The following is a 12497-nucleotide window of genomic DNA, read 5'->3' on the forward strand; positions in this document are numbered from 1 at the left end:
GAACACAGAAGTTAAGCTCCTTAGCGCCGATGGTAGTCGGACTAACGTTCCGCTAGAGTAGGACGTTGCCAGGCAAATGATAGGATGCGATGAGCCGCATTGAGACCGTAAGGTCTCTTTTTTTTATACATAAAAAGTGAAGCGCTTTAAATCGTCAACTAGTGAATCATAAACTTAATAGAGTATAATGCCAATGGAAGTCGAGCAATAAAACGTTGCTTAACTTCCTTTTTTATTATGAAATGATTTACATTTAACATAAAATTCAATAATATCGTACTAAAGGAGTGCTATAGAGATGATTATACGAGCTTTAGAAAAAACAGATTTACAGTATTTACATAACTTGAATAACGAGTATTCAATTATGTCTTATTGGTTTGAGGAACCCTATCAATCATTAAGTGAACTAGAATCACTTTACCAAAAGCATATTTTAGATGAATCTGAAAGACGTTTTGTAATTGAAGAAAACCAACAATCTATCGGTGTTGTTGAGTTATTGGAAATTAATTTTATACATAGAACATGCGAGGTGTTAATTATAGTAGATCCTCAATTTGCGAATAGAGGGTACGCTAAAAAAGCGTTTAAGATGGCAATAGATTATGCATTTTTAGTACTTAATATGCACAAGGTATATCTCTATGTAGATGTTAAAAATGAAAAAGCAGTGCACATATATAAAAGTAACAACTTTGAAATTGAAGGTGAATTAAAAGAGCACTTTTATACAAGGGGCGAATATAGAGATTGTTATGTCATGGGATTGTTAAAAAGAAATTGGGTCAACCAACAAGATGATGATTTATCTCATATAAGATAATCGTATAAATTAATTATAGTGAAAAGAGTGATGATTTGAATCAACCTATTTCCAATCAATTAAAAAATTTAATATCACACCAAAGTATTTCAATGCATGTTCCTGGACATAAAAATATGACAATTGGTCTATTAAAAAACTTAGATTTTAAAATGGATATGACTGAAATAAGTGGATTAGATGATTTACATCATCCAGAAGAAATTATTTTAGATAGCATGGCGCAATTCAATAAACATCAAGATTATAATGCTTATCTATTAGTTAATGGTACAACGTCAGGTATTTTGTCTGTAATACAAGCATTAGCGTATCAAAATGGTGAATATTTAATACCTAGAAACGTACATAAATCTGTTTTTCATGGATTAGAGTTAGCCCATCAAAAAGCTAAATTTACAAAAATGAAAGTAAGTTCGACATCACATCATTACTTGTCTCCACAGGTACAAGATTTAGACTTAAATAATCAGAAATTAGCTATTATGACATATCCTAATTACTATGGTGAAACTTATGATATCCAATCTGACATTGAGCTTCTACATTCAAAACATATTCCAGTATTAATTGATGAAGCACATGGCGCTCATTTCGATTTGAAAGGTTTTCCAACTTCTTCTTTAAATTATGGAGCGGATTATGTAGTCCAGTCATATCATAAAACATTACCAGCACTAACGATGGGATCAATACTATATATACATAAAGATGCGCCACATAAAGAAGAAATCAAGCAATATTTATCATATTTTCAAACATCTAGTCCTTCATATCTTGTTATGGCAAGTTTAGAAATGGCACATACATTTTATGAAGAATATCAAAGTGATATCTTTTTTGAAAAGAGAGAATTATTACTGAATACACTAGAAAATAAAGGGTTTATTGTAAATAATGTTGATGATCCATTGAAAATGTTGATTACATATCCTGGTTATTCTGGATATGACATACAAAACTGGTTTGAAAAGGAACATATTTACGTAGAATTAGCCGATGATTACCAAGTTTTATTTGTATTACCACTATGGCATCAAGGAGACGAATATCCATTTAATATATTATTAGAAAAAATAAACAGTATGTTATTACCCGATATTAAGCAAGTGAGCCAATTTTATCCTGAACTTATGACTGAATGCGGAGAGTTTGTCCCTACATTTTATAATGATGTTAAATGGATAGATATTAATGATTCATTAGAATACCGTTTAGCACGTCACATAATTCCATATCCACCAGGGGTTCCGATTTTGTTTAAAGGAGAAAAAATTACTGAAAATATGATAAAATTGATGAATCAATATCAACAATCAAATATGAAAGTTGAAGGTATAAAAGATAATCAAATTTTAATTAAGGATGAATAAAAATGTCAGCATTTATAACATTTGAAGGGCCAGAAGGTTCAGGTAAAACTACGGTTATAAAAGAAGTAACAAAAAAATTGGCTCAAACTTATGATGTTATTTCAACTCGTGAACCAGGTGGCGTACCAACGGGTGAAGAGATAAGAAAAGTCGTGCTAGAAGGCAATCACATGGATATTCGTACTGAAGCAATGCTTTTTGCAGCATCAAGACGTGAACATCTAGTAGAAAAAGTGATTCCAGCATTAAAAAATAAACAGATTGTTTTGTGTGATAGATATATCGATAGTTCATTAGCTTATCAAGGATATGCTAGAGGTATTGGTATTGAAGAGGTAAAGTCTTTAAATGAATTCGCAATTAATGGATTATATCCAGATTTAACAATATATTTAGATGTTTCTGCCGAAGTAGGTCGTGAAAGAATTTTAAAAAACAGTAGAAGTCAAAATCGTTTGGATCAAGAAGATATTGATTTTCATGAAAAAGTGATTGAGGGCTATCATCAAATAATAGAAAATGAACCCCAACGTTTTGTTCAAATAGACGCTGATCAACCTCTCGATGAAGTTGTTGCAGCTACATACAAATCTATCATCAAATATTTAAAATAATTGTGATATAATAATTGAAAGAGGTGTTATAAAAATGAAGATGATTATAGCAATCGTCCAAGACCAAGACAGCCAAGAACTTTCAGACCAACTTGTCAAAAATGATTTTAGAGCAACTAAATTAGCAACAACAGGTGGGTTTTTAAAAGCTGGAAATACGACGTTTTTATGTGGGGTCAATGATGACCGTGTAGACGACTTATTATCAGTGATTAATAATACATGTGGTAATAGAGAACAACTAGTATCACCAATTACACCAATGGGTGGTAGTGCAGATTCTTACATACCATATCCAGTAGAAGTTGAAGTTGGCGGTGCTACGGTATTTGTAATCCCTATTGAAGCATTCCATCAATTTTAAATCGAACTAATAAAATAGGGGTATGACTATTTACTTTTTATATCATCCCCGAATTAAGCATATGCAGATAATGTTGTGTTTTAATTTTATTTATTAGTTTCAACAAAAAGTATTTAACAATTTGAGACTGCTTTTTTAGCAGTCTTTTTATATAAGAAGATATAGGAGAGATATCTAAATGGATGAACAACAGCAATTAACCAATGCATATGATTCGAATAAATTATCGCATGCTTATCTTTTCGAAGGTGATGATGCACAATCTATGCAAAATGTTGCTATGAACTTTGCTAAGATGATTTTATGTAATGATAATGAACAGTGCAAGGTTAAAGTTAGTACATTCAACCATCCTGATTTTTTGTATGTCTCTAGTGAAGAAAGTACTATAAAAAAGGAAGCCATCGAACAACTTGTTCATCATATGAATCAACTACCTATAGAAGGTGAGTATAAAGTTTATATTGTTGAAGATTTTGAAAAATTAACTGTTCAAGGTGAAAATAGTATATTAAAATTCTTGGAGGAACCACCTCAAAATACGATTGCAATATTATTATCTACAAAGCCGGAACAGATTTTAGATACTATACATTCAAGATGCCAACATGTTTATTTTAAACCTATTGATAAAGGACAATTCATTGATTATTTAGTTGAGCAGTCAATATCACGTCCAGTTGCTGAAATGTTAAGTACTTTCACGACTCAAGCAGAAACTGCATTCAATTTAAATGAAGAATATGATCTTATGAGTTTAAGAAAGAGTATCGTTAGATGGTGTGAATTATTATTATCAAATCGTTCAATGGCCTTGATTGGTATTATTGATTTATTGAAACAGGCTAAAAACCGTAAATTACAGTTATTAACGTTAGCTTCAGTGAATGGATTTTTTGAGGATATTATGCATGCAAAAGTAGAAATGAATAGTGAATATATATTTAGCGACCTAAGTGTTGAGATAGAAAAATATGCAAAACATTTAACATATAACCAACTTATATTGATGTACGATCAATTAACAGAAGCACATAAAAAGTTAAATCAAAATGTAAACCCAACACTTGTATTTGAACAAATAGTGATTAAAGGTGTGAGATAGATGCCAGATGTAATAGGAGTACAGTTTCAAAAGGCTGGGAAATTAGAATATTATGCGCCTAAGGATTTACAGATTAAAAAAGATGATTGGGTAGTAGTAGAATCTAAACGTGGTATAGAAATCGGATTGGTTAAAATGCCGACACGATCAGTTGATGAAGGTGATGTAACTCTTCCATTGAAAGAAGTTATGAGAGTAGCTTCACAACAAGATATAGACACATACTATAGTAATGCAGATGATGCCGAAGAGGCATTAGCATTATGTAAAGATGTAGTAAGTCAACAGGGATTGGATATGAGATTAGTAAACTGTGAATACACGTTAGATAAATCAAAAGTTATATTCAATTTCACTGCAGATGATCGTATTGATTTTAGAAAGTTAGTTAAAGTATTAGCACAAAATTTAAAAACGAGAATCGAATTAAGACAAATTGGAGTACGCGACGAAGCTAAATTATTAGGTGGCATAGGTCCGTGTGGTCGTTCTCTTTGTTGTTCTACATTTTTAGGAGATTTTGAACCAGTATCCATAAAAATGGCTAAAGATCAAAACTTATCGTTAAATCCCGCCAAAATATCTGGTGCATGCGGACGTTTAATGTGCTGTTTAAAATATGAGAATGACTATTATGAAGAAGCACGTGCCCAATTACCAGATGTAGGTGATTCAATTGAAACGCCAGATGGTAATGGCCAAGTTGTTGGATTGAATATTTTAGATATATCCATGCAAGTTAAAGTAGAAGGCATGGAGCAACCGTTAGAATATAAAATGGAAGAAATTGAAGCATTTAATTAAGGAGGTTTAACCACCTTTGAATCGGAATGAGTTGTTTGAAAAATTGATGCGCTTAGAAACAAATGTGAATCAACTTAATGAGGATATGTCTGATTTAAAAGATTTAGCAGTAGCACTTGTTGAAGAAAATGTAGCGCTTCAAGTAGAAAATGATAATTTAAAACAATTAATGGATAAGAGTGAAAGTTCAAATTCAGAAACTGTTAACTCACACCAAACTAAAAATGTAAAAAAACCACTACCTAGTAAAGATAACTTAGCAATGTTATATAAAGAAGGATTTCATATTTGCAAAGGTGAGTTATTTGGTAAACATAGACATGGTGAAGATTGCTTATTATGTTTAAATGTATTAAGTGATTAAACATTTTTGATATTAGAAAGACGATAGGGATGTGTTATGAGTAGACAATGAATTACTACGATATAACAGCGTCCCTTTTTTAGGAGAAAGATAAATGCTAAAGGATAATGAGAGGTTAGATTCACTAATCAAAGAAAACTTAAAAATAATTCAAAATGATGATGTATTTTCCTTTTCAACTGATGCATTGTTACTAGGCGATTTTGCAGAAATTAGGAAAAAAGATAAAGTCATAGATATATGTTCAGGAAATGGCGTAATACCATTACTTCTATCATATAAAGGTAATCAACCTATTGAAGGCATTGAAATTCAACCACAACTTGTAGATATGGCTCAACGAAGTTTTAAATATAATCAACTAGACGATCGACTTTATATGCATCAAATGGATGTCAAAAGTGTATTCCAACATTTTAAACCATCTCAATATTCTGTTGTTACATGTAATCCACCATATTTTAAAGAAAATCAATTACATCAACATCAAAAGGAAGCTCATAAAATTGCTAGACATGAAATCTTATGTAAATTAGAAGATTGCTTAATGGCAGCTAGACATTTATTGAAACAAGGTGGCAGATTATATATGGTTCATAGAGCTGAAAGAATGATGGATGTTCTAACTGAAATGCGACGCGCAAATATTGAACCTAAACGTCTAACATTAGTTTATAGTAAATTGGATAGAGACGCTCAAACCATTTTAGTTGAAGGAAGAAAATCAGGAAATCAAGGTTTGGATATTACACCCCCATTTTATATTTATCAAAAGGATGGGATGTATTCAGAAGAAATGAAGGGTATATATTATGGATAAACATTTTGTTTATATTGTAAAATGTAAAGATGGAAGTCTATATACAGGGTATGCTAAAGATATAAAAGCACGTGTAGCGAAACATAATGAAGGTAAAGGTGCCAAATATACAAAAATAAGACGTCCGGTAGAGTTAGTTTATCAAGAAACATATTCGACCAAATCAGAAGCATTAAAACGTGAATATGAAATTAAGACCTTCACTAGACAAAAGAAATTAAGAATGATTAAAGAGGGATAATATGTCTACATTATATTTAGTCGGAACGCCAATAGGTAATTTAGCTGACATTACTTATCGTGCAATAGATACACTCCATCAAGTAGATTTAATTGCATGTGAAGATACAAGAGTTACACGTAAACTATGTAATCATTATGAGATTAAGACACCTTTGAAATCTTATCATGAACATAATAAAGATCAACAAACTGAATATATGATAGAACAATTATTATCAGGTTTGAATATAGCTTTAGTGTCTGATGCAGGGTTACCGCTAATCAGTGATCCTGGGTATGAATTAGTAGTTGAAGCACGAAAACAGAATATTAAAGTAGAAACCATACCAGGACCGAATGCTGGTTTAACGGCATTAATGGCAAGTGGATTACCATCTTTTACATATACATTTTTAGGCTTTTTACCTAGAAAAGACAAAGATAAAGTTAATATTCTTTCAGAACGTATGTATCAAAATAGTACACTTATTATATATGAATCTCCACACAGAGTGACAGATACATTAAAATCCATTGCTAAAGTTGATAACCATCGCCAAGTTTCACTAGGACGAGAGTTAACTAAAAAATTTGAGGAAATTGTTACAGCAGATGTGGAAACTTTATTGACTAAGGTGCAAAACAATGATATTCCATTAAAGGGAGAATTTGTAATCTTAATTGAGGGCGCTGAAGCTGAAATCTCAACATTATGGTTTGAAGATATGTCTGTCGAGGAACATGTGAATTATTATATAAAAGAAAAAAGTGTTAAAACCAAAGCAGCTATTAAAATGGTTGCAGAAGATCGACAAAGTAAAACAAGCGAAATTTATAATATTTATCATCATATTGATTAAAAGTAGCTCAATATTAAAAAATAGATAGCACATATTATAAACGATTAAATAATAGAGAGTTTCAACACAATAATGCTTTAAATTATGGTATTGTAGTAAAGATAATATTAACCAATTGTTTAGTAACAAATATTTGAAATGAGTAAATAAACGTACTAACGGTACACAATTGAAAAGCAAAATAAATTTAGATATCATTTAATTTGTAAGAAACGAGGAGGACCATTGATGGCTAAAGATACATTTTATATAACAACACCAATTTATTATCCAAGTGGCAACTTGCATATAGGTCACGCATATTCTACTGTAGCAGGTGACGTAATTGCTAGATATAAAAGAATGCAAGGTTACGATGTTCGATATTTAACAGGTACTGACGAGCATGGTCAAAAAATTCAAGAAAAAGCACAAAAAGCCGGCAAAACAGAATTAGAATATTTAGATGAAATGATTGCCGGAATTAAAAACTTATGGGATAAATTAGAAATTTCTAATGATGATTTTATTCGAACTACTGAAGAACGCCACAAACAAGTCGTTGAAAAAGTATTTGAGCGTTTATTAAAACAAGGCGATATTTATCTTGGTGAATATGAAGGTTGGTATTCTGTACCAGATGAAACATATTATACAGAATCACAACTTGTTGAACCAGTATATGAAAACGGTAAAATTGTTGGCGGTAAAAGCCCGGATTCAGGTCATGAAGTAGAATTAGTTAAAGAAGAAAGTTATTTCTTCAATATTAAGAAATATACTGATCGATTACTAGAATTTTATGATCAAAATCCAGACTTTATTCAACCACCTTCAAGAAAGAATGAAATGATTAATAACTTTATTAAACCAGGGTTGGAAGACTTAGCGGTATCACGTACATCATTTAATTGGGGCGTAAGTGTGCCTTCAAATCCAAAACATGTGGTTTATGTATGGATTGATGCACTTGTAAACTATATTTCATCCCTAGGTTATTTATCAGATGATGAAACATTATTTAATAAATATTGGCCAGCTGATATACACTTAATGGCTAAAGAAATTGTAAGATTCCATTCAATTATATGGCCTATTTTACTAATGGCTTTAGACTTACCATTACCTAAAAAGGTATTTGCTCATGGTTGGATTCTAATGAAAGACGGTAAAATGAGTAAATCTAAAGGGAATGTCGTTGATCCTAACGTACTGATTGATCGCTATGGTCTAGATGCTACTCGTTATTATTTAATGAGAGAATTACCATTTGGTTCAGATGGCGTATTCACGCCAGAAGCATTTGTTGAAAGAACAAATTATGATTTAGCTAATGACTTAGGTAACTTAGTTAATCGTACTATTTCTATGATTAATAAATATTTCCAAGGAGAACTACCTGCATATCAAGGCCCTAAACATGAATTAGATGAAGATATGGAAGCAATGGCATTGGAAACAGTTAAAGAATTCCATGAAAATATGGATAGTTTACAATTCTCAGTTGCTTTATCAACAGTTTGGAAATTTATTAGTCGTACTAATAAATATATTGATGAAACAACGCCTTGGGTTTTAGCTAAAGATGAAAGTCAAAAAGACATGCTTGGTAATGTAATGGCACACTTAGTTGAAAATATTCGTTTTGCATCAGTATTATTACGTCCATTCATTACACATGCACCAAAAGAAATATTTAAACAATTAAATATCAATAATCCAGAACTAACTGAATTCTCTAGTTTAGAAACATACGGTGCATTAACTGAACCTATTACTGTTACAGCTAAACCAACACCAATTTTCCCAAGACTAGATACTGAAGCGGAAATTGCATATATTAAAGAATCAATGCAACCACCAAAATCAACAGAACAAGAATCAGTTCCAAGTAAAGATATTATTGATATTAAAGATTTTGATAAAGTAGAAATTAAAGCTGCAACAATTGTTGATGCAGAAAATGTTAAAAAATCAGATAAACTATTAAAAATTCAAATAGATTTAGATAATGAACAAAGACAAATAGTATCAGGTATTGCTAAATTTTATCGTCCAGAAGATATCATTGGTAAAAAAGTAGCAGTAGTTACTAATTTAAAACCAGCGAAATTAATGGGACAAAAATCAGAAGGTATGATTTTATCAGCTGAAAAAGATGGTGTCTTAACACTTATTAGCTTACCTAATGCTATTCCAAATGGGGCAATCGTTAAGTAAGATATTCTATTAAATAAGGGGGATAATCATGTTAATTGATACACACGTTCATTTAAATGATGAACAATATGATGAAGATTTAAAAGATGTCATTACTCGTGCTAGAGAAGATGGTGTTGATCGCATGTTCGTTGTAGGGTTTGATACACCTACAATTGAACGTACGATGGAGTTAATAGACCAATATGAATTCATCTATGGTATTATCGGTTGGCATCCTGTAGACGCAATTGATTGTACAGAAGAAAGATTAGAGTGGATTGAAAACTTAGCAAAACATCCGAAAATAATTGGTATTGGAGAAATGGGTCTAGATTATCATTGGGATAAATCACCTGCCGATGTTCAAAAAGAAGTATTTAGAAAGCAAATTGCTTTAGCTAAACGTGTGAAATTACCAATTATTATTCATAATCGTGAAGCGACACAAGATTGTGTGGATATTTTAATGGAAGAACACGCTGAAGAAGTTGGCGGTATTATGCATAGTTTTAGTGCATCACCAGAAATTGCTGATGTTGTTATCAATAAATTAAATTTCTACGTTTCATTAGGTGGTCCAGTGACATTTAAGAATGCAAAACAACCTAAAGAAGTAGCTCAACACGTGCCTATGGATCGACTATTAGTTGAAACGGATGCACCATATTTATCTCCTCATCCATACAGAGGTAAACGTAATGAACCACAACGCGTGACATTAGTAGCGCAACAAATTGCAGAATTACGCGATATGACTTATGAAGAAGTTTGTAAGCAAACAACTGAAAATGCTGAAAGATTATTTAAGTTAAATAAAGCATAATTGTTAAACTGAGAAAGGTATCATTTCATTGGATATCTTTCTCAGTTTTTATTAAATTAAGACTGTAGGCAGTGTGATTAATCATATTTTGTTAAAATATAAAGAGCTTACAGTTAATTACTTTTGAAGAAGGAATTAAAATATGAAAATAAATGAATTTATAGTAGTAGAAGGCAGGGACGACACACAACGTGTAAAATCTGCAGTTGAATGCGATACAATTGAAACAAATGGTAGCGCAGTAGATGAAGAGGTCATCGCTGTTATTAAACAAGCGCAAGAAACACGCGGTGTGATTATACTAACTGATCCAGATTTTCCTGGGGATAAAATTAGAAACACAATTAAGGACCGTGTCCCTGGAGTAAAACATGCTTATATTGATAGAGAAAAGGCTAAAAATAAAAGAGGCAAAATAGGTGTTGAACATGCTCAAGTTGAGGATATAAGAGAGGCACTCATGTACGTAAGTTCTCCATTTGAAGAAGCTGAAGAATCTATTGATAAAAGTGTGCTCATAGAATTAGGACTAATTATAGGTAAGGATGCACGAAGAAGACGTGAAGTCTTAGGCCGAAAATTACATATTGGACATTCGAATGGTAAACAATTATTAAAAAAATTAAATGCCTTTGGGTATAATGAAGATGATGTAAGACAAGCATTAAATGAAGATAAGGGAAGTGAATGATGATATGGATCATAAAGATATAGCAACGCCATCGCGAACAAGAGCATTATTAAATCAATATGGATTTGATTTTAAGAAAAGTTTAGGTCAAAACTTTCTTATCGATGTAAATATAATTAACAAAATTATTGATGCTAGTAATATTGATAAAAGTACAGGCATCATAGAGGTTGGACCTGGAATGGGTTCTCTGACAGAACAATTAGCGAAACATGCTAAGAAAGTCATGTCATTTGAAATTGATCATCGACTTATACCTGTACTCAAAGAGACGTTAGCGCCATATGATAATGTGACGATTATTAACGAAGATATTTTGAAAGCGGATATTGCATCGGCGGTTAGTGAACACTTAAACGATTGTGATAAAATTATGGTCGTTGCTAATTTACCATATTATATAACGACACCTATATTACTTAATTTAATGCAACAAGACATACCTATCGATGGATATGTTGTGATGATGCAAAAAGAAGTCGGCGAACGTTTGAATGCTGAAGTAGGTACTAAAGCATACGGTTCATTATCTATTGTGACGCAATACTATACAGAAACAAGTAAAGTACTTACAGTTCCTAAAACAGTATTTATGCCACCACCCAATGTAGACTCTATTGTGGTTAAGTTAATGCAAAGAGAAACACCATTAGTAGATGTTGATGATGAAGAAGCATTCTTCAAGCTAGCAAAGGCCGCATTTGCACAACGTCGTAAAACGATTAATAATAATTATCAAAATTTCTTTAAAGATGGTAAACAGCATAAAGAAAGTATATTAAATTGGTTAGAAAAAGCTGGTATCGATCCTAGACGACGCGGAGAAACATTGTCAATTCAAGATTTTGCTATGTTATATAAAGAAATGGATAATTTTCCAGAATTAGTAAATTAAATTGTTGACAAAGCTTTCGTACCTTGATAAAATTTTAGTTTTATTTGACAAAAACGCTACAAACATGGTAATATAACACTTGTAGCGAGGTGGAGCAATATGCCAAAATCAATTTTGGACATCAAAAATTCTATTGATTGTCATTTAGGAAATCGTATTGTACTTAAAGCCAATGGTGGTCGTAAGAAAACAATCGAACGTTCTGGTGTGTTAAAAGAGACATACCCATCAGTATTTGTTGTTGAACTAGACCAAGATAAGCATAACTTCGAAAGAGTATCTTATACATACACTGATGTATTAACAGAGAACGTACAAGTTTCATTTGAAGAAGATAATCATCAAGAAGCAATTGCACACTAAATAGACATAATAATATAGTTGTAGTTATGACTACACTATCATTTTAAGTTTTATATCATATTAAGGTGAGTATTGAGCGAGATGTTCAATACTCTTTTTTTGTTTTAAATCTTAAAATACTTTCTTAAATTTTAAATAAGTGAAGATGAATTATTGATAATCATTGATTTAATTCATTTTTAATATATTCTA

15 protein-coding genes are annotated in these 12497 nt (G+C 31.5%); all 15 read left to right on the plus strand.

The genetic code is table 11. From position 1 onward, the window contains the following. Positions 1-298: 298 nt before the first annotated feature. Complete coding sequence (locus CD121_RS00575) at positions 299-826, plus strand: GNAT family N-acetyltransferase (protein WP_017638159.1); 528 nt, start codon at positions 299-301, stop codon at positions 824-826. 35 nt (positions 827-861) lie between these two features. Continuing rightward, positions 862-2199: an aminotransferase class I/II-fold pyridoxal phosphate-dependent enzyme gene (locus tag CD121_RS00580; RefSeq protein ID WP_126567264.1), complete on the plus strand. Its 1338-nt coding sequence runs from the start codon at positions 862-864 to the stop codon at positions 2197-2199. 2 nt (positions 2200-2201) lie between these two features. Beyond that, entirely contained in the window at positions 2202-2813 is a 612-nt protein-coding gene (tmk, locus tag CD121_RS00585) for a dTMP kinase (RefSeq protein ID WP_108000271.1), read from the plus strand. A 34-nt stretch (positions 2814-2847) separates the two neighbouring features. Further along, positions 2848-3177, plus strand: coding sequence for a cyclic di-AMP receptor DarA (darA, locus tag CD121_RS00590; RefSeq protein ID WP_126567265.1), 330 nt, complete (start codon positions 2848-2850; stop codon positions 3175-3177). 178 nt (positions 3178-3355) lie between these two features. Then, positions 3356-4282, plus strand: a complete 927-nt coding sequence (locus CD121_RS00595; RefSeq protein ID WP_117238878.1) for a DNA polymerase III subunit — start codon at positions 3356-3358, stop codon at positions 4280-4282. After that, complete coding sequence (locus tag CD121_RS00600; protein ID WP_017638154.1) at positions 4283-5086, plus strand: PSP1 domain-containing protein; 804 nt, start codon at positions 4283-4285, stop codon at positions 5084-5086. It begins immediately after the preceding gene. A 16-nt stretch (positions 5087-5102) separates the two neighbouring features. Beyond that, entirely contained in the window at positions 5103-5450 is a 348-nt protein-coding gene (gene yabA, locus CD121_RS00605; protein WP_126567266.1) for a DNA replication initiation control protein YabA, read from the plus strand. A 94-nt stretch (positions 5451-5544) separates the two neighbouring features. Then, complete coding sequence (locus tag CD121_RS00610; protein WP_017638152.1) at positions 5545-6270, plus strand: tRNA1(Val) (adenine(37)-N6)-methyltransferase; 726 nt, start codon at positions 5545-5547, stop codon at positions 6268-6270. After that, on the plus strand, positions 6263-6511 hold the full coding sequence (locus tag CD121_RS00615; RefSeq protein WP_017638151.1) for a GIY-YIG nuclease family protein: 249 nt from the start codon (positions 6263-6265) through the stop codon (positions 6509-6511). Before CD121_RS00610 ends, CD121_RS00615 begins: the two co-directional genes overlap by 8 nt. A gap of 1 nt (position 6512) precedes the next feature. Further along, entirely contained in the window at positions 6513-7352 is an 840-nt protein-coding gene (gene rsmI / locus CD121_RS00620) for a 16S rRNA (cytidine(1402)-2'-O)-methyltransferase (RefSeq protein WP_017638150.1), read from the plus strand. 228 nt (positions 7353-7580) lie between these two features. After that, positions 7581-9551, plus strand: coding sequence for a methionine--tRNA ligase (gene metG / locus CD121_RS00625; protein ID WP_017638149.1), 1971 nt, complete (start codon positions 7581-7583; stop codon positions 9549-9551). A 28-nt stretch (positions 9552-9579) separates the two neighbouring features. Then, the gene (locus tag CD121_RS00630) at positions 9580-10356 is read left to right on the plus strand and encodes a TatD family hydrolase (RefSeq protein WP_017638148.1); all 777 of its coding nucleotides are present in this window, start codon (positions 9580-9582) and stop codon (positions 10354-10356) included. 142 nt (positions 10357-10498) lie between these two features. Continuing rightward, positions 10499-11047, plus strand: a complete 549-nt coding sequence (gene rnmV, locus CD121_RS00635; RefSeq protein ID WP_126567267.1) for a ribonuclease M5 — start codon at positions 10499-10501, stop codon at positions 11045-11047. A gap of 4 nt (positions 11048-11051) precedes the next feature. Further along, positions 11052-11942, plus strand: coding sequence for a 16S rRNA (adenine(1518)-N(6)/adenine(1519)-N(6))-dimethyltransferase RsmA (rsmA, locus tag CD121_RS00640; RefSeq protein ID WP_017638146.1), 891 nt, complete (start codon positions 11052-11054; stop codon positions 11940-11942). A gap of 99 nt (positions 11943-12041) precedes the next feature. Beyond that, positions 12042-12305 (plus strand): biofilm formation stimulator Veg, encoded by a 264-nt coding sequence (veg, locus tag CD121_RS00645; protein ID WP_002451728.1) that lies wholly within the window; start codon positions 12042-12044, stop codon positions 12303-12305. The last annotated feature ends 192 nt before the right edge of the window (positions 12306-12497 follow it).

It is taken from the genome of Staphylococcus pasteuri, assembly GCF_003970495.1.
Taxonomy (GTDB): Bacteria; Bacillota; Bacilli; order Staphylococcales; family Staphylococcaceae; genus Staphylococcus; species Staphylococcus pasteuri.

Coding starts and splice junctions, on each gene's coding strand:
- CD121_RS00575 (WP_017638159.1), top strand. CDS start 299: ATGATTATACGAGCTTTAGAAAAAACAGATTTACAGTATTTACATAAC.
- tmk (WP_108000271.1), top strand. CDS start 2,202: ATGTCAGCATTTATAACATTTGAAGGGCCAGAAGGTTCAGGTAAAACT.
- darA (WP_126567265.1), top strand. CDS start 2,848: ATGAAGATGATTATAGCAATCGTCCAAGACCAAGACAGCCAAGAACTT.
- CD121_RS00595 (WP_117238878.1), top strand. CDS start 3,356: ATGGATGAACAACAGCAATTAACCAATGCATATGATTCGAATAAATTA.
- CD121_RS00600 (WP_017638154.1), top strand. CDS start 4,283: ATGCCAGATGTAATAGGAGTACAGTTTCAAAAGGCTGGGAAATTAGAA.
- CD121_RS00610 (WP_017638152.1), top strand. CDS start 5,545: ATGCTAAAGGATAATGAGAGGTTAGATTCACTAATCAAAGAAAACTTA.
- CD121_RS00615 (WP_017638151.1), top strand. CDS start 6,263: ATGGATAAACATTTTGTTTATATTGTAAAATGTAAAGATGGAAGTCTA.
- rsmI (WP_017638150.1), top strand. CDS start 6,513: ATGTCTACATTATATTTAGTCGGAACGCCAATAGGTAATTTAGCTGAC.
- metG (WP_017638149.1), top strand. CDS start 7,581: ATGGCTAAAGATACATTTTATATAACAACACCAATTTATTATCCAAGT.
- CD121_RS00630 (WP_017638148.1), top strand. CDS start 9,580: ATGTTAATTGATACACACGTTCATTTAAATGATGAACAATATGATGAA.
- rnmV (WP_126567267.1), top strand. CDS start 10,499: ATGAAAATAAATGAATTTATAGTAGTAGAAGGCAGGGACGACACACAA.
- rsmA (WP_017638146.1), top strand. CDS start 11,052: ATGGATCATAAAGATATAGCAACGCCATCGCGAACAAGAGCATTATTA.
- veg (WP_002451728.1), top strand. CDS start 12,042: ATGCCAAAATCAATTTTGGACATCAAAAATTCTATTGATTGTCATTTA.